Below are 16803 nucleotides of genomic sequence, written 5' to 3'. Positions count from 1 at the left end.
CCCCAGGCTACACCTTTGCGCTTTACGCAGGAGTCAACTGTGCACAAGTACACCCGTTACGCTCTGTTCGCTGCCGTTCTCGTCGCCGCTCCGGTGTTCGCCGATACCAAGATCGCCGTGCTGAACTACCAGATGGCCCTGCTGGAATCCGATGCCGCCAAGAAGTACGCGGTGGATTCCGAGAAGAAGTTCGGTCCCCAGCTGAACAAGCTCAAGGGCCTGGAAAGCTCCGCCAAGGACATCCAGGACAAGCTCAACAAGGGCGGTGACAAGCTGGCCCAGGCCGAGCGTACCCGCCTGGAGAACGACTTCCGCCAGAAGGCCCGGGACTTCCAGTTCCAGTCCAAGGAACTCAACGATGCCAAGGCGGCGTCGGATCGTGACATGCTCAAGCTGCTCAAGCCGCGCCTGGACAAGGCCGTGGAAGAGGTGCTGAAGAAGGGCGATTACGATCTGGTGCTCGAGCGTGGTGCCGTGGTGGACGTGAAGCCGCAATACGACATCACCCGTCAGGTGATCGAGCGCATGAACGCGGGTCGTTGATGAGCCATACCACCTTTACGCTGGGCGAACTGGCGCAGTGGCTGGAAAGCCGCCAGTTGACCGTGGAGTTACGCGGTTCGTCCGAGCGCCTGGTAACCGGTCTGGCTACCCTGCCCGAGGCCGGTCCTGAGCAGTTGAGTTTTCTCGCCAATCCGCAGTACCGCCGCTACCTGGCCGATACCCAGGCCGGGGCCGTGCTGCTGACGGAAAAGGACGCCTACGGCTATGCCGGTGACGCCCTGATCCTGGCGAACCCCTATCTGGCCTACGCGCGGCTTTCCCATCTGTTCGATCGCAAGCCGCGCAGCGCGGCCGGTATCCATCCCACGGCGCTGGTCGCGGCGGATGCCGAGGTCGATCCGACGGCGGCCATCGGTCCCTATGTGGTGATCGAGGCGCAGGCGCGCATCGGCGCGGGCGTCAGTCTGGGCGCCCACTGCGTGGTGGGTGCGCGGAGCGTCATTGGGGCCGACAGCTGGCTGGCGCCCCGTGTCACGCTCTACCACGACGTGACCATCGGCGAGCGCGCCGTGGTGCAATCGGGTGCCGTGATCGGTGCCGAGGGCTTCGGCTTCGCCAACGAGGGTGGTCAGTGGCAGAAGATCGCCCAGCTGGGTGGGGTGCTGATCGGCGACGACGTCGAGATCGGTGCCAACACCACCATCGACCGCGGCGCCCTGGCGAACACGGTCATCAGCAATGGCGTCAAGCTCGACAACCAGATCATGATCGCGCACAACGTCCAGGTCGGTGAGCACACCGCCATGGCCGCCTGCGTCGGCATCTCTGGCAGTACTAAGATCGGCAAACACTGCACCATCGCCGGTGGCGTGGGTATGGTCGGTCATATCGAGGTGTGCGACCACGTGTTCGTCACCGGTATGACCATGGTGACCCGCTCGATTACCGAGCCCGGCGCCTATTCCTCCGGTACGGCGATGCAGCCGGCCGGTGAATGGAAGAAGAGCGCCGCGCGGATTCGTCACCTCGACGACATGGCCCGCCGTCTGCAACATCTGGAAAAAATCGTTGCTACCGTGACCTCGCGGGATGACGCTGCTTCTGATGCTTGATTCTGCATCGGATGTTTCCCCTTTCTGAACAGGCCTTCCCCGACCATGATGGACATCAACGAGATCCGTGAATATCTCCCGCATCGCTATCCCTTTCTGTTAGTGGATCGCGTGCTGGAGCTGGATATCGAAGCCAAGCGCATTCGTGCCTACAAGAACGTCAGCATCAACGAACCGTTCTTTACCGGCCACTTCCCCCAGCACCCGATCATGCCGGGCGTGCTGATCGTCGAAGCCATGGCGCAGGCCGCCGGCGTCCTCGGTTTCAAGATGATGAATTCCTCGCCGGCCGATGGCACCCTGTACTACTTCGTCGGATCGGATAAGCTGCGTTTTCGCCAGCCGGTGACGCCGGGCGATCAGCTCATGCTCGACGCCCGCTTCATCAGTACCAAGCGCGGCATCTGGAAATTCGAATGCCACGCCAGTGTGGACGACAAGCCGGTTTGCTCGGCTGAAATCATCTGTGCGGAACGCAAGCTATGACGTTGATTGACCCCAGGGCTATCGTCGACCCCAAGGCACGGCTCGCCGCCGATGTCCAGGTTGGCCCCTGGTCGATCATCGGACCGGATGTCGAGATTGGCGAAGGGACCGTCATCGGGCCTCACGTCATCCTCAAGGGTCCGACCGTGATCGGACGTCACAATCGTATCTTCCAGTTCTCGTCCATCGGCGAGGATACGCCCGATCTCAAGTACCAGGGCGAACCGACCCGGCTGCGGATCGGCGATCACAACACCATTCGCGAAGGGGTCACCATCCATCGCGGTACCGTGCAGGATCGGGAAGAGACCACCATTGGCGATCACAACCTGCTGATGGCCTATGTGCACATCGGCCATGACAGTGTGATCGGCAATCACTGCATCCTGGTCAACAACACGGCCCTCGCCGGGCACGTGCATGTCGACGACTGGGCGATCCTGTCGGGCTATACCCTGGTGCATCAGTTCTGCCGCATCGGTGCCCACAGCTTTTCCGGCATGGGCACGGCCATCGGCAAGGATGTGCCGGCCTATGTCACGGTGTTCGGCAATCCGGCCGAAGCCCGCAGCATGAACTTCGAAGGCATGCGCCGCCGGGGCTTCTCGGCCGAAGCCATCAAGGAATTGCGCCGCGCCTACAAGGTGGTCTACCGCCAGGGGCTGACCGTCGATGACGCCCTGCGTGAACTGGAGCCGGTGGCTCAGCGGTTCCCCGAGGTGGCGGTATTCCGCGATTCCATCCTGAGTGCGACGCGTGGCATCACCCGCTGAGTTCGCCCAGCGCCCGCTGCGCGTGGCGCTGGTGGCAGGGGAGGCGTCGGGTGATCTGCTCGGCGCCGGCCTGATGCAGGCGCTGCGTGAACAGCACCCGAATATTTCCTTCATGGGCGTGGGCGGTCCGCGGATGGAAGCCGAAGGGCTGGTGTCCGAATTTCCCATGGAACGCCTGGCGGTCATGGGGCTGGTCGAGGTGCTCGGCCGCCTGCGTGAACTCCTGGGTCGGCGCAAGGCGCTGATCGCTCAGTTGCTCGACGCCCGTCCCGATGTCTTCATCGGTATCGATGCTCCGGATTTCGTCCTCGAAATCGAAGCCCAGCTGCATCGCGCGGGCATTCCGGCGGTGCACTACGTCAGTCCCTCGGTCTGGGCCTGGCGCCAGAAGCGGGTGCTCAAGATCCGCGACGGCTGCGACCTGATGCTGACCCTGTTTCCCTTCGAAGCCCGTTTCTACGAAGAGCAGCAGGTGCCCGTGCGCTTCGTCGGGCATCCGCTGGCCGATACCATTCCCCTGGACAGCGACCGCCTGGCGGCCAGACAGGCCTTGGGCCTGCCGGAAGAGGGTACGGTCATCGCCCTGTTGCCGGGCAGTCGCGGTGGCGAAGTAGGGCGCCTCGGTGCGCTGTTCCTCGACGCCGCCGCCCAGTTGCTGGCCGTGCGTCCTGGTGTGCGTTTCGTCTTGCCCTGTGCCAACGCCGCACGACGGGCCCAGGTGGAGCAGCTGCTGGAAGGGCGGCCGCCCTTGGCGCTGCTGCTGACCGATGGCCGTTCCCATGAGGTGCTAGCCGCCTGTGATGGCGTGCTGATCGCCTCGGGTACCGCGACCCTGGAGACGCTGCTGTTCAAGAGACCCATGGTGGTGGCCTATCGGGTGGCGCCCCTGACCTATCTGATTCTCAAGCAGCTCGTGAAGAGTCCCTACATTTCGCTGCCCAATCTGCTGGCCGGGCGCAAGCTGGTACCCGAGCTGATCCAGCACGAGGCGACACCGGAGCGGCTGGTCGCCGAACTGCTGCCGCTGCTGGAGCGGCCGCAGCAGCAGACCGACAGCTTCGCCGCCATCCATCACAGCCTGAGGCGCGATGCCTCGGTCCAGGCAGCCGGGGCCGTGCTGGATCTCCTGCGGCAGCGCAGCTGATGCAGCTGGGACTGGATTTCAATCTGGTCGAGGCGCTGGTCGCCGGGGTCGACGAAGTCGGCCGCGGTCCGCTGTGTGGCGCCGTGGTCACGGCCGCAGTGATCCTCGATCCGGGCAAGCCCATCCTGGGCCTCAACGATTCGAAGAAGCTGTCGCTGACACGTCGCGAAGCCCTGTTCGACGAGATCCAGGAAAAGGCCCTGGCCTGGTGCGTGGCCCGCGCCGAGGTCGCCGAGATCGATCGCCTGAACATCCTGCATGCCACCATGCTGGCCATGCAGCGGGCGGTGGAAGGCCTCCGGGTCCAGCCGCGGCTGGCCCTGATCGACGGCAATCGCTGTCCCAAATTGGCGGTGCCCAGTTCACCGGTGGTGAAGGGCGACAGCCAGGTCCCGGCGATCGCCGCGGCCTCCATTCTGGCCAAGGTGACCCGCGACCGCGAAATGCAGGCACTGGACGCTCTCTATCCGGGCTATGGCCTGGCCGGCCACAAGGGCTATCCCACCGCCGAGCACCTGGACGCGCTCAGACGCCTGGGCCCCACGCCCATCCACCGGCGCTCCTTCGCGCCGGTGCGCGACGCCTGGCACGCCCTCGAGACCCAGGCCTCGACCCAGCTCGTCGCGACCTACTGACAGCCGTCGCGGCGCTCTGACCTCGGGTCGACAATCCAGTACAATCTCGCGCCTCATGCATCAAGGGGTCTCTGCCATGTCCGCATCCTTCGTCCACCTGCGTCTCCACACGGAATATTCCCTGGTCGACGGGATCGTGCGGGTGAAGGGGCTGGTCAAGGCTGCCGAAGCCGCCGGTATGCCGGCCGTGGCGGTGACCGACCAGGGCAACCTCTGTTCGCTGGTCAAGTTCTACAAGGCCGCCATGGGCGCCGGGATCAAGCCCATCGCCGGCGCCGATATCTGGCTGGCCGGTCGTGAAGGCGACGCGCCCCTGACCCGCATGACCCTGCTGGTCATGAACGCCAAGGGCTATCGCAACCTCACCGAGCTGCTGTCCCGGGGTTTCCAGGAAGGTCAGCAGGACGGCCAGATCGTCATCCAGCGCGACTGGGTGAAGGAAGCCAATGAAGGTCTGATCGCCCTGTCCGGTTCCAAGGAGGGCGAGATCGGCCTGGCGCTGCTCGAAGGCGATCTGGCCCTGGCCGATCAGTTGTTCGAGGAATGGCAGCAGGTCTTCCAGGAGCGCTTCTATCTGGAGGTGCAGCGCACCGAAAGAGCCGGTGACGAAGAGCATCTGCATGCCGCCGTGGCCCTGGCCGATCGCTGCGGTGGCGCGCTGGTGGCGACCAACGACGTGCGCTTTCTCAAGGCCGAGGACTTCGAGGCCCACGAGACCCGCGTCTGCATCGGTGAAGGCCGACCGCTGGACGATCCCCGGCGCGAACGCAAGTACAGCGACCAGCAGTACTTGAAGTCGGCGGCCGAGATGGCCGAGCTGTTCAGCGACCTGCCCGAGGCGCTGGAAAACACCGTCGAGATCGCCAAGCGCTGCAACATCGAGATCCAGCTGGGCAAGTACTTCCTGCCCAACTTCCCGATTCCAAACGGGATGACCATCAATGACTACCTGCGCCACGTGTCCTTCGAGGGCCTGGAAGAGCGCCTGGCCGTGCTCTGGCCGCGCGAGACCACGCCGAACTACGAAGAGAAGCGCCAGGAGTATGTCGACCGGCTCAACTTCGAGCTCGACATCATCATCCAGATGGGCTTCCCCGGTTACTTCCTCATCGTGATGGACTTCATCAAGTGGGCGAAGAACAACGGCGTACCGGTCGGTCCCGGCCGGGGCTCGGGTGCCGGCTCCCTGGTGGCCTATGTGCTCAAGATCACCGACCTCGATCCGCTGGCCTACGACCTGCTGTTCGAGCGCTTCCTCAACCCCGAACGGATCTCCATGCCCGACTTCGACGTCGACTTCTGCATGGACGGTCGTGACCGGGTGATCGAGTACGTGGCCGACCTCTACGGCCGCGAGGCGGTGAGCCAGATCATCACCTTCGGCACCATGGCGGCCAAGGCGGTGGTGCGCGACGTGGCGCGGGTGCAGGGCAAGTCCTATGGCTTGGCCGATCGCCTGTCGAAGATGATCCCTTTCGAAGTGGGCATGACCCTGCAGAAGGCCTTCGAGCAGGAAGAGGTGTTGCGCGACTTCCTGGCGACCGACGAGGACGCCAAGGAAATCTGGGACATGGCCTTGAAGCTGGAAGGCATCACCCGCGGCACCGGCAAGCACGCCGGGGGCGTGGTCATCGCGCCGACCAAGCTGACCGACTTCTCGCCCATCGCCTGCGACGAAGACGGCAACGGCCTGGTGACCCAGTTCGACAAGGACGACGTCGAGCAGGCCGGCCTGGTCAAGTTCGACTTCCTCGGTCTGCGTACCCTGACCATCATCAAGTGGGCGCTGGAGACCATCAACCGCACGGAAGTGGAGGAGGGGCGCGAGCCGCTCAACATCGACTTCATCCCGCTGGACGACAAGCCGACCTACGCCCTGCTGCAGAAGGCCGAGACCACCGCCGTCTTCCAGCTGGAATCCCGCGGCATGAAGGAGCTGATCAAGAAGCTCAAGCCGGACTGCCTGGAAGACCTCATCGCCCTGGTGGCGCTGTTCCGCCCCGGCCCGCTGCAGTCGGGCATGGTGGACGACTTCATCAACCGCAAGCACGGCCGCGCCGAGCTGGCCTATCCGCACCCGGACTACCAGTACGACGGCCTGCAGCCGGTGCTGGCGCCCACCTACGGCATCATCCTCTACCAGGAACAGGTGATGCAGATCGCCCAGGTCATGGGTGGCTACACCCTGGGCCAGGCGGACATGCTGCGCCGGGCCATGGGCAAGAAGAAGCCCGAGGAGATGGCCAAGCAGCGCGGCGGCTTTATCGAGGGTTGCGCCAACAACGGCATCGATGGCGAGCTGGCGGGCAATATCTTCGACCTGGTGGAGAAATTCGCCGGTTACGGCTTCAACAAGTCGCACTCGGCCGCCTACGGTCTGGTCTCCTACCAGACTGCCTGGCTGAAGACCCACTATCCGGCGCCCTTCATGGCCGCGGTGCTGTCGGCGGACATGCACAACACCGACAAGGTGGTGATCCTCATCGAGGAATGCCGCCACATGAAGCTGCGCATCGACACGCCGGACGTGAACATCTCCGAGTTCAAGTTCACCGTGAACGAAGGCGGGCGCATCGTCTATGGCCTGGGCGCCATCAAGGGCGTGGGCGAGGGACCGGTGGAGGCCATCGTCGAGGCCCGTGCCGAAGGCCCCTTCAAGGACCTGTTCGATTTCTGCGCGCGGGTGGATCTCAAGCGCATCAACAAACGCACCCTGGAAGCCCTGATCCGCTCCGGTGCCCTGGATCGCCTGGGGCCGCATTACCACGACGAACTCAAAGCCTATCAGGCGACCATCGACCAGAATCGCGCCGTGCTGCTGGCGGCCATGGAAGAGGCCATCGCCTCGGCCGAGCAGACCGCGCGCAGCCACAACAGCGGCCATGTCGATCTCTTCGGTGGCGTCTTCGCCGAGCCCGAGGCCGACGTCTATGCCAACCATCGTCGCGCCCGGGAGCTCAATCTCAAGGAGCGCCTACGCGGGGAAAAGGAAACCCTAGGGCTGTACCTGACCGGTCACCCCATCGAGGAATACGAAGGCGAGGTGCGGCGGCTGGCGCGCCAGCGCATCGTCGACCTCAAGCCGTCGCGCGAGACCCAGACCGTGGCCGGGCTGATCGTCAACCTGCGGGTGATGAAGAACAAGCGTGGCGACAAGATGGGCTTCGTCACCCTGGACGATCGCTCCGGGCGCATCGAGGCCTCGCTGTTCGCCGAAGCCTTCAACGCCGCCCAGGCGCTGTTGCAGACCGATGCCCTGGTGATCGTCGAGGGCGAGGTCAGCCAGGACGATTTCTCCGGTGGTCTGCGCCTGCGTGCCAAGCGGGTGCTGGGCCTGGAAGAGGCCCGGACCGCTCTGGCGGAAAGCCTGAGGATCGCGGTGCGTAGCGAGGCGCTGGCCGGTGATCGGCTGCGCTGGCTGGGCGAATTGTGCGGCCGCCATCGCGGCGCCTGCCCGGTCACCATCGACTACCAGGGGCCCACCGCGCGGGCGCTGCTGCAGTTTGGCGAGAACTACCGGATCGATCCGGCCGATGGCCTGATTCAAACCCTGCGTGACCAGTTCGGCAGGGAGAACGTCTTTCTCAACTATCGTTAAGTCCGAGCGCCTCGTGCGCTCCGTCCCAACCCTCGCCAGCGGCGGGTGCCGGTGATGTGGCAGGAGTCTCGACCTGCCTCGTCCGATCCCTTAAGGTAGGCGCCCCGGCCCCTGGCTCTAGATTGTAATAACGGATGCCCATGAACCCGAACTATCTCGATTTCGAACAGCCCATCGCCGATCTCCAGGCCAAGATCGAAGAACTTCGACTGGTCGGTAACGACAATGCGCTGAACATCAGTGACGAGATCGCCCGGTTGCAGGAGAAGAGTCAGGCGCTCACCAAGAGCATCTTCAGCGACCTGTCCAGCTGGCAGGTGGCCCGTCTGGCCCGGCATCCGCTGCGTCCCTATACCCTCGACTACATCAACTACCTGTTCAGCGATTTCGAAGAGCTGCACGGCGATCGTCACTTCGCCGACGATCCGGCCATCGTCGGGGGCATCGCCCGCCTGGAAGGTCGTCCGGTGATGATCATTGGTCACCAGAAGGGTCGTGAAGTGCGCGAGAAGGTCCGTCGCAACTTCGGCATGCCGCGTCCGGAGGGCTATCGCAAGGCCTGTCGCCTGATGGAAATGGCCGAGCGCTTCAAGATGCCGATCCTGACCTTCATCGATACCCCTGGTGCCTACCCGGGCATCGACGCCGAAGAGCGTGGCCAGAGCGAGGCCATCGCCTGGAACCTGCGCGTCATGGCGCGCCTGAAGACCCCCATCATCGCCACCGTGATCGGCGAGGGTGGTTCCGGTGGCGCCCTGGCCATCGGTGTCTGCGACCAGCTCAACATGCTGCAGCACTCCACCTATTCGGTGATCTCGCCGGAAGGTTGCGCCTCCATCCTGTGGAAGACCGCCGAGAAGGCCCCCGATGCCGCCGAGGCCATGGGCATCACCGCCGAGCGGCTGAAGAGCCTGAACATCGTCGATCAGGTGATCGATGAACCCCTGGGTGGCGCGCACCGCGATCCCCAGGCCATGGCCAACAGCCTGCGCACTGCGTTGCTGGAGCAGCTGGACGAGCTCAAGGGCTACGATATGACGGCGCTGCTAGAGCGTCGCTACGAGCGCCTGATGAGCTACGGCATCGCCTGATTCCGCCCTCATGAGTCTGCTGGATCGGCTGCACGCCCGCCTGGTGCGGCAGCCGCTCACCCGTCACTGGCGGGTGGGCTTCTCCGGCGGACTCGACTCCACCGTTCTCCTGCACCTCTTCGCGCGGCTGCGCGAACATGGCCTGCCGGGCGATCTGCAGGCGGTGCATGTGCATCATGGCCTGCAAGCCGCGGCGGATGCCTGGGTCGAGCACTGCGCCCAGGTCTGCCAGAAGTTGGTTGTCCCCCTCGATACCCTGCACGTCCATGCCGATGGCGCGGCCAGTCTCGAACGGGCTGCGCGCGAGGCGCGCTATGCGGCCTTTGCCCAGGTGCTGCCCCAGGATGGCTGCCTGGTGCTGGGGCAGCATCGCGACGATCAGCTGGAGACCCTGCTGCAGCGGCTGGTACGGGGCGCGGGTGTGAAGGGCCTGGCCGGCATGCCCGAAACCCGGTCGCTGGCTGCCGGTCGCCTCTGGCGGCCCCTGCTGGACGAGTCGCGTGGTGCGCTGCTGGCCTATGCCGAAGCCGAAGGGCTGGACTGGATCGAAGACCCCAGCAACGCCGATACCCGACTGGATCGCAACTATCTGCGGCACGAGGTGCTGCCACGGCTACGCGACCGCTGGCGGGGCGTCGATCAGGTCATGGCGCGCGGTGCCCGGCATCTGGCCGAAGCCGACGAATTGCTCGGCGAGCTGGCCGATCTGGATCTGCAGCGGGCCCGGTGTGTCGATCACGGGTTCGCCTGGATTCCCTTGCCCAGTCTGGCCCTGGCGCCTTTGCAAACCTTGAGCGAGGCGCGCCAACGCAATGCCTTGCGCGCCTGGCTGGATCCGCTGACGCGCCAGCCCGACAGCGCCCACTGGGCTGGTTGGCAGGCAGTGTGCGAGGCGGGCGCGGCCAGCGATCCCCTCTGGCGTCTCGAAGGCGGCCAGGTGCGCCGGGGGGCAGGACGGATCTGGTGGGTGCCCGACGCCTGGCAGGTCGCGCCGCAATCCCTTGCCATCACCGGACAGGAAACCAGCCTGGAGCTGGCCGGCAATGGCCGCCTGAACTTCCTCGAACAGGCCGCCGAATCCGGCTGGCGGATCGGCTATCGCCAGGGGGGCGAGCGGTTGGTCGTACCAGGTCGCGGCTCGCGCGAGCTCAAGCGCCTGTTCAACGAGCAGGGGGTGCCGCCGTTCCTGCGCGGCCGATTGCCGCTGCTCTGGCGCGGCGACGAACTGCTGGCGGTGGCCAACCTGCCCGGCCTGGATGGCCTGCCGGGGGGAGGGCGGCTTGAGTGGCAGCCCGCAGACGGCATGGGCGGGTTTGAGCTGGGATGACCTTTAGGCTAGACTACGCTCCCGTCTTATATCGCATTTTCCGCTCGCCCCGAGTGGACGGTGTGCATTGGTCCGGCGCCAGGCCGACCGCTCTCGCTTTCATCGGCGGCTCTCCGCCTCAACGCAGATTCTAGGAATTTTCATGACGCGCTTTATTTTCGTCACGGGCGGTGTTGTTTCTTCTTTGGGGAAAGGCATCGCCTCGGCTTCCCTGGGCGCCATTCTGGAAGCGAGAGGGCTGAAGGTCACCATGCTCAAGCTGGATCCCTACATCAACGTGGATCCAGGCACCATGAGCCCCTTCCAGCACGGCGAGGTGTTCGTCACCCATGACGGCGCCGAGACCGACCTGGATCTGGGTCACTACGAGCGATTCATCCGCACCACGGTGACCCAGAACAACAACTTCACCACCGGTCGCATCTACATGGACGTGCTGCGCAAGGAGCGCCGCGGCGACTACCTGGGCGCCACCGTGCAGGTGATTCCGCACATCACCGACGAGATCAAGCGGCGCATCATCAAGGGCGCCGGCGATGCCGACGTGGCCCTGGTGGAGATCGGCGGTACCGTCGGCGACATCGAGTCGCAGCCCTTCCTCGAGGCCATCCGCCAGCTGCGGGTGGAGATCGGGGCGCGCCGCGCCATGCTGATGCACCTGACCCTGGTGCCCTACATCGCCACCGCCGGCGAGACCAAGACCAAGCCGACCCAGCACTCGGTCAAGGAACTGCGCTCCATCGGCCTGCAGCCCGATGTGCTGATCTGCCGCTCCGACCACACCGTCGACAGCTCCTCCCGCCGCAAGATCGCCCTCTTCACCAACGTCGAAGAGCGTGCGGTCATCTCCCTGGAAGACGTCGACACCATCTACCGCATTCCTTCGGTGCTGCACGCCCAGGGCCTGGACGAGTTCGTCGTCGAGCGCTTCGGCCTGGAGTGCAAGCCGGCCGATCTGTCCGAGTGGGATCGCGTGGTGGACGCCAAGCTCAATCCCGAGCAGGAAGTCACCATCGCCATGGTCGGCAAGTACATGGAACTGCTCGACGCATACAAGTCGCTGATCGAGGCCATGACCCACGCCGGCATCCAGAGCCGCACCAAGGTCAACCTGCGCTACATCGACTCCGAGCACATCGAGCAGCAGGGCACCCATCTGCTCAAGGGCGTGGACGCCATTCTGGTGCCCGGCGGCTTCGGCCTGCGTGGCGTGGAAGGCAAGATCGCCACCGTGCAGTACGCCCGCGAGAACAAGATCCCCTACCTGGGCATCTGCCTGGGCATGCAGGTGGCGGTCATCGAATTCGCCCGTAACGTGCTGGGCTGGAAAGACGCCAACTCCACCGAATTCGACAAGGCCAGCGGCCACCCGGTGGTCGGCCTGATCACCGAATGGCAGGATTCCACCGGCGCCACCGAGATCCGTACCGAAGGCTCCGACCTGGGCGGCACCATGCGCCTGGGCGCCCAGGAGTGCCAGCTGATCAGCGGCACCCAGGTGCATGACTGCTATGGCCAGGACGTCATCGTCGAGCGCCATCGTCATCGCTACGAGGTCAACAACAACCTGCTGCCGCAGATCCAAGCCGCCGGCCTGAAGATCTCCGGTCGTTCGGGCGATGGCGCCCTGGTGGAAGTGGTAGAGGCCCCGGACCATCCCTGGTTCGTCGCCTGCCAGTTCCACCCGGAGTTCACCTCCACCCCGCGTGACGGCCATCCGCTGTTCAGCGGCTTCGTCAACGCCGCCCTGCGCTACGCCAAGAAGGATTGATCATGACCGCTCAGAAGATCGTCCGCGTCGGCAACATCGAGATCGCCAACGACAAGCCCTTCGTGCTGTTCGGCGGCATGAACGTGCTGGAATCCCGTGACCTGGCCATGCAGGTGTGCGAGCAATACGTCAAGGTGACCGAGAAGCTGGGCATCCCCTATGTCTTCAAGGCCAGCTTCGACAAGGCCAACCGTTCCTCGGTGACCAGCTATCGCGGCCCGGGCATGGAAGCCGGCCTGCGCATCTTCGAAGAGCTCAAGGCCACCTTCGGCATGCCGGTGATCACCGACGTCCACGAGCCCTACCAGGCGGCTCCGGTGGCGGCGGTGTGCGACATCATCCAGCTGCCGGCCTTCCTCTCGCGGCAGACCGATCTGGTGGTGGCCATGGCCAAGACCGACGCCGTGATCAACATCAAGAAGGCGCAGTTCCTTGCGCCCCAGGAGATGAAGCACATCCTCGCCAAGTGCGAAGAAGCCGGTAACGACCAGCTGATCCTCTGCGAGCGCGGCTCCTCCTTCGGCTACAACAACCTGGTGGTCGACATGCTCGGCTTCGGCATCATGAAGAGCTTCGGCTACCCGGTGTTCTTCGACGTGACCCATGCCCTGCAGATGCCGGGTGGGCGTGCCGATTCCGCCGGTGGCCGCCGCGCCCAGGTCACCGACCTGGCCAAGGCCGGCATGAGCCAGGGCCTGGCCGGTCTGTTCCTGGAAGCCCATCCGGATCCCGAACACGCCAAGTGCGACGGCCCCTGTGCCTTGCGCCTGGACAAGCTGGAGCCCTTCCTGGCCCAGCTCAAGGCGCTGGACGAGCTGGTGAAGTCGTTCACGCCGATCGAAACTGCCTGAGCGGCGGCTGAACCAAAAGGCTCGCGGGTAGCCGAAGGCTGATCCGTCAATGACCGGTAACATGGAGATCGATACAAAAATGGCTAACATCGTCGACATCAAGGGACGTGAAGTCCTGGATTCCCGCGGCAACCCCACCGTTGAAGCGGACGTGATCCTGGACAACGGTATCGTCGGTCGCGCCACCGCGCCGTCCGGCGCGTCCACCGGTTCGCGCGAGGCACTGGAGCTGCGCGACGGCGACAAGAGCCGCTACCTGGGCAAGGGCGTGCTGAAGGCCGTGGGTAACATCAACGGCCCGATCCGTGACCTGCTGCTGGGCAAGGATCCGAGCGACCAGAAGGCGCTGGACCGTGCCATGATCGAGTTGGATGGCACCGACAACAAGGCCAAGCTGGGCGCCAACGCCATCCTGGCCGTGTCCCTGGCCGCCGCCAAGGCTGCCGCCGAAGACCAGGATCTGCCGCTCTACGCCCACATCGCCAACCTGAACGGCACCCCCGGTCAGTACTCCATGCCGGTACCGATGATGAACATCATCAACGGCGGCGAGCATGCCGACAACAACGTCGACATCCAGGAATTCATGGTCCAGCCGGTCGGCGCCAAGAGCTTCGCCGACGCCCTGCGCGTGGGCGCCGAGATCTTCCATCACCTCAAGGCCGTGCTCAAGGCCCGTGGTCTGAGCACTTCCGTGGGTGACGAAGGCGGCTTCGCGCCGAACCTGGCCTCCAACGCCGACGCCCTGGCCGCCATCGCCGAAGCGGTGAAGAACGCCGGCTACGAGCTGGGCACCGACGTGACCCTGGCCCTGGACTGCGCCTCCAGCGAGTTCTACAAGGACGGTCAGTACGACCTGTCCGGCGAGGGCAAGGCCTTCGACGCCAACGGTTTCGCCGACTACCTGGCCGGGCTGACCGAGCAGTTCCCGATCATCTCCATCGAAGACGGCATGGACGAGTCCGACTGGGCCGGTTGGAAGGCCCTGACCGACAAGATCGGCAGCAAGGTGCAGCTGGTGGGCGACGACCTGTTCGTCACCAACACCAAGATCCTCAAGGAAGGCATTGAGAAGGGCATCGGTAACTCGATCCTGATCAAGTTCAACCAGATCGGCTCCCTGACCGAGACCCTGGAAGCCATCCAGATGGCCAAGGCCGCCGGCTACACCGCGGTGATCTCCCACCGCAGCGGCGAGACCGAAGACTCCACCATCGCCGACCTGGCCGTGGGCACCGCCGCCGGTCAGATCAAGACCGGTTCGCTGTGCCGTTCCGATCGCGTCTCCAAGTACAACCAGCTGCTGCGCATCGAAGAGCAGCTGGGTGCCAAGGCGCCTTACCGTGGTCGTGCCGAGTTCCGCAGCTAAAATCTGTGTGACCGGGAGGCGATGACCTAGGTCGTCACCTCCCACCACGTCCGACGGACCACAGGATAGATGCCCAGTTTACAAGCGTAGAGCTGGGCTTCTATCCTGTTTTCGTCTCTGCCGCCGTCCTTGCGGCATCCGCCGTCCGCGAATCCGTTACCTCCCATGCGAAGTCCCTACTGGCTGTTCCCCTTCCTGCTCCTGCTGCTCGGCGGTCTCCAGTATCGCCTGTGGGTCGGTGATGGCAGCTTCGCCCAGGTGCGCGAACTCAAGCAGCAGATCGCCGACCAGAATGGCGAGAACAAGCGCCTGCTGGAGCGCAACGAGATCCTCGAAGCCGAGGTCGTCGAGCTCAAGAAAGGCATGGAGACCGTCGAGGAGCGTGCCCGCCACGAACTCGGCATGGTCAAACAAGGCGAAACCCTCTTCCTGCAATCCAAATAATGTCCCTTCTGCCTTCCTTCTGGGCGGTCATTCCCGCCGCGGGTGTGGGCGCGCGGATGCGTGCCGACCGCCCCAAGCAATACCTCGATCTCGGTGGCCGCAGTCTGCTGGAGCGCACCCTCGACTGTTTCCTCGACCACCCGCGCCTGCGCGGCCTGGCGGTGAGCCTGGCCGCGGAAGATCCCTGGTGGCCGACCCTGGCGTGCGCCGGCGATACCCGCATCCTGCGCGCACCGGGCGGCCGCGAGCGCGCCGACTCGGTACTGGGCGGCCTGCTGCTGCTAGCCGAACAGGGCGCCACTGACGGCGACTGGGTGCTGGTGCACGATGCCGCGCGACCCAATCTCCGCCGCGACGATCTGGATCGGCTGCTGGCCGAACTGGCCCAGGACCCGGTGGGTGGCCTCCTGGGCGTGCCGGCGCGGGATACCCTCAAGCGCGTCGGGCGCGACGGCCGGGTGAGCGAAACCGTGGATCGCAGTCAGGTCTGGCTGGCCTATACGCCGCAGATGTTCCGCCTCGGTGCCTTGCGTGATGCGTTGAGCGCTGGTCTGGCGGCGGGCGCCGCCATTACCGACGAGGCTTCGGCCATGGAATGGGCCGGCCATGCGCCGCGCCTGGTGGAAGGCCGGGTGGACAACATCAAGGTCACCACCCCCGAAGACCTGCAGCGGCTGCAAGTGGTCTTCGCCGAGGCCTAGGATCCAGGCCCGCAGTGGCCCATCGCTTAAAAGACTCGCTCGCTGCGCTCAGCCCGCTGGGTGGCGAGCGCCTGAGCGCGGGGTGCCCAGGCCCTGCTTGAGGTGTTCCACCAGCAGGCGAATCTTCGGTGAGAGAAAGCGCCGCTGCGGATAGAGGGCCCAGACCGCGCTGTTGGGCGGCTGGCGGTTGTCCAGCAGGGCACGCAGTTCGCCGCAGGCCAGATGCGGCAGCACATAGTAGTCAGGCAGCTGGCACAAGCCGAAGCCGCGCAGCGCGGCGTCCAATACCGCCTGGCCGCTGTTGCAGCGCCAGGAGCCTTGGACCCGGTGCAGCACCTCACGCTCGTTTTCGCGAAAGCTCCAGATGTCGCTGGTGCCGACCAGGCAGCGATGGCGAGCGAGTTCCGACAGGGTGTGAGGCGCGCCGAAGCGCTCCAGATAGCTGGGTGCGGCGCACAGATAGAGCTCTCGCGGCGCCAGCCGGGTCGCCACCAGGCGGGAATCGGCCAGACGGCCCAGGCGGATGGCCAGGTCGTAGCCTTCGTGCAAGAGGTCGACGGTGCGATTGGTCAGGTCCAGCTCCAGACTCACCTCGGGATGGCGGGCGAGGAAGTCGTTGACCAGGGGCACGACGAAACGCTCACCATAGGTCACGGCGCAGGTCATGCGGATCAGTCCCTTGGGCTGGCTGGAGAGATCGCTGACCTCGCGCAGGGCTTCGTCGCGCGCCTCCTGCAGACGGCGGCAGTGCTGCAGAAAGGTGTGGCCGGCTTCGGTGAGGGCCACGCTGCGGGTGCTGCGATAGAGCAGCCGCGCCTGCAGGCGTTCTTCCAGGCGGGCGACCTGACGGCTGACATGGGAAGTCGAGGTGCCGAGACGATCAGCCGCCTGGCCGAAGTGCAGGGTGCTCGCCACGGCGACGAATTCGTCGATGCCTTCCCAACCCATGATTGTTTCCCTATGGCAAAAATGAATTCCAGTATGCCCGATTGTTCCA

The 16803-nt window shown here is 65.0% G+C and carries 15 protein-coding genes; 14 read left to right on the top strand and 1 reads right to left on the bottom strand.

All coding sequences use genetic code 11. The features are described from left to right. Window positions 1-39: 39 nt before the first annotated feature. The 14 genes from LRS53_RS16255 to ispD all read left to right on the top strand — a co-directional run bounded on the left by LRS53_RS16255 (window position 40) and on the right by ispD (window position 15806). The gene (locus tag LRS53_RS16255; protein ID WP_017639048.1) at window positions 40-543 is read left to right on the top strand and encodes an OmpH family outer membrane protein; all 504 of its coding nucleotides are present in this window, start codon (window positions 40-42) and stop codon (window positions 541-543) included. After that, window positions 543-1616, top strand: coding sequence for a UDP-3-O-(3-hydroxymyristoyl)glucosamine N-acyltransferase (gene lpxD / locus LRS53_RS16250; protein WP_442968518.1), 1074 nt, complete (start codon window positions 543-545; stop codon window positions 1614-1616). The genes LRS53_RS16255 and lpxD overlap by 1 nt, the downstream gene beginning before the upstream one ends. Window positions 1617-1661: 45 nt before the next feature. Next, window positions 1662-2102, top strand: coding sequence for a 3-hydroxyacyl-ACP dehydratase FabZ (gene fabZ / locus LRS53_RS16245; RefSeq protein ID WP_007159483.1), 441 nt, complete (start codon window positions 1662-1664; stop codon window positions 2100-2102). Further along, a complete protein-coding gene (gene lpxA, locus LRS53_RS16240; protein ID WP_231356592.1) occupies window positions 2099-2875 on the top strand; it encodes an acyl-ACP--UDP-N-acetylglucosamine O-acyltransferase in 777 nt (258 codons plus the stop codon). Before fabZ ends, lpxA begins: the two co-directional genes overlap by 4 nt. Before the next feature lie 16 nt (window positions 2876-2891). Next, the gene (gene lpxB / locus LRS53_RS16235) at window positions 2892-4019 is read left to right on the top strand and encodes a lipid-A-disaccharide synthase (protein ID WP_231356810.1); all 1128 of its coding nucleotides are present in this window, start codon (window positions 2892-2894) and stop codon (window positions 4017-4019) included. Further along, window positions 4019-4654, top strand: coding sequence for a ribonuclease HII (gene rnhB, locus LRS53_RS16230; protein ID WP_231356591.1), 636 nt, complete (start codon window positions 4019-4021; stop codon window positions 4652-4654). The genes lpxB and rnhB overlap by 1 nt, the downstream gene beginning before the upstream one ends. 76 nt (window positions 4655-4730) lie before the next feature. After that, window positions 4731-8252: a DNA polymerase III subunit alpha gene (gene dnaE / locus LRS53_RS16225; RefSeq protein ID WP_017639043.1), complete on the top strand. Its 3522-nt coding sequence runs from the start codon at window positions 4731-4733 to the stop codon at window positions 8250-8252. A gap of 140 nt (window positions 8253-8392) precedes the next feature. Next, window positions 8393-9343 carry an acetyl-CoA carboxylase carboxyltransferase subunit alpha gene (locus tag LRS53_RS16220; protein WP_231356590.1) on the top strand — a complete coding sequence of 317 codons (951 nt, stop codon included), beginning with the start codon at window positions 8393-8395 and terminating at the stop codon, window positions 9341-9343. A gap of 10 nt (window positions 9344-9353) precedes the next feature. Then, window positions 9354-10670 carry a tRNA lysidine(34) synthetase TilS gene (tilS, locus tag LRS53_RS16215; RefSeq protein WP_231356589.1) on the top strand — a complete coding sequence of 439 codons (1317 nt, stop codon included), beginning with the start codon at window positions 9354-9356 and terminating at the stop codon, window positions 10668-10670. A 142-nt stretch (window positions 10671-10812) separates the two neighbouring features. Next, entirely contained in the window at window positions 10813-12441 is a 1629-nt protein-coding gene (locus LRS53_RS16210; RefSeq protein WP_160923743.1) for a CTP synthase, read from the top strand. 2 nt (window positions 12442-12443) lie between these two features. After that, entirely contained in the window at window positions 12444-13292 is an 849-nt protein-coding gene (gene kdsA / locus LRS53_RS16205; protein ID WP_017639039.1) for a 3-deoxy-8-phosphooctulonate synthase, read from the top strand. 79 nt (window positions 13293-13371) lie between these two features. Further along, window positions 13372-14661, top strand: a complete 1290-nt coding sequence (gene eno, locus LRS53_RS16200; protein WP_007159474.1) for a phosphopyruvate hydratase — start codon at window positions 13372-13374, stop codon at window positions 14659-14661. A 165-nt stretch (window positions 14662-14826) separates the two neighbouring features. Further along, window positions 14827-15105 (top strand): septum formation initiator family protein, encoded by a 279-nt coding sequence (locus LRS53_RS16195; RefSeq protein ID WP_007159473.1) that lies wholly within the window; start codon window positions 14827-14829, stop codon window positions 15103-15105. Beyond that, window positions 15105-15806 carry a 2-C-methyl-D-erythritol 4-phosphate cytidylyltransferase gene (ispD, locus tag LRS53_RS16190; protein WP_231356588.1) on the top strand — a complete coding sequence of 234 codons (702 nt, stop codon included), beginning with the start codon at window positions 15105-15107 and terminating at the stop codon, window positions 15804-15806. Before LRS53_RS16195 ends, ispD begins: the two co-directional genes overlap by 1 nt. Before the next feature lie 48 nt (window positions 15807-15854). On the opposite strand, the gene LRS53_RS16185 is transcribed toward ispD, so the two are convergent. Beyond that, window positions 15855-16754, bottom strand: coding sequence for a LysR substrate-binding domain-containing protein (locus LRS53_RS16185; protein WP_269216739.1), 900 nt, complete (start codon window positions 16752-16754; stop codon window positions 15855-15857). Window positions 16755-16803: the final 49 nt, after the last annotated feature.

The sequence above is a fragment of the Pseudomonas sp. PLB05 genome, assembly GCF_021106615.1.
Lineage (GTDB): Bacteria > Pseudomonadota > Gammaproteobacteria > Pseudomonadales > Pseudomonadaceae > Chryseomonas > Chryseomonas benzopyrenica.
Note: the sequence above shows the minus strand (reverse complement) of the source record. Positions and strands in the feature narration are given on the sequence as shown.

What these genes read in the sequence shown, in the direction of transcription:
- LRS53_RS16195 (WP_007159473.1), top strand. Translation starts at nt 14,827, where the DNA reads ATGCGAAGTCCCTACTGGCTGTTCCCCTTCCTGCTCCTGCTGCTCGGC.
- kdsA (WP_017639039.1), top strand. Translation starts at nt 12,444, where the DNA reads ATGACCGCTCAGAAGATCGTCCGCGTCGGCAACATCGAGATCGCCAAC.
- dnaE (WP_017639043.1), top strand. Translation starts at nt 4,731, where the DNA reads ATGTCCGCATCCTTCGTCCACCTGCGTCTCCACACGGAATATTCCCTG.
- LRS53_RS16185 (WP_269216739.1), bottom strand. Translation starts at nt 16,754, where the DNA reads ATGGGTTGGGAAGGCATCGACGAATTCGTCGCCGTGGCGAGCACCCTG.
- LRS53_RS16210 (WP_160923743.1), top strand. Translation starts at nt 10,813, where the DNA reads ATGACGCGCTTTATTTTCGTCACGGGCGGTGTTGTTTCTTCTTTGGGG.
- ispD (WP_231356588.1), top strand. Translation starts at nt 15,105, where the DNA reads ATGTCCCTTCTGCCTTCCTTCTGGGCGGTCATTCCCGCCGCGGGTGTG.
- eno (WP_007159474.1), top strand. Translation starts at nt 13,372, where the DNA reads ATGGCTAACATCGTCGACATCAAGGGACGTGAAGTCCTGGATTCCCGC.
- lpxD (WP_442968518.1), top strand. Translation starts at nt 543, where the DNA reads ATGAGCCATACCACCTTTACGCTGGGCGAACTGGCGCAGTGGCTGGAA.
- rnhB (WP_231356591.1), top strand. Translation starts at nt 4,019, where the DNA reads ATGCAGCTGGGACTGGATTTCAATCTGGTCGAGGCGCTGGTCGCCGGG.
- fabZ (WP_007159483.1), top strand. Translation starts at nt 1,662, where the DNA reads ATGATGGACATCAACGAGATCCGTGAATATCTCCCGCATCGCTATCCC.
- lpxA (WP_231356592.1), top strand. Translation starts at nt 2,099, where the DNA reads ATGACGTTGATTGACCCCAGGGCTATCGTCGACCCCAAGGCACGGCTC.
- LRS53_RS16220 (WP_231356590.1), top strand. Translation starts at nt 8,393, where the DNA reads ATGAACCCGAACTATCTCGATTTCGAACAGCCCATCGCCGATCTCCAG.
- tilS (WP_231356589.1), top strand. Translation starts at nt 9,354, where the DNA reads ATGAGTCTGCTGGATCGGCTGCACGCCCGCCTGGTGCGGCAGCCGCTC.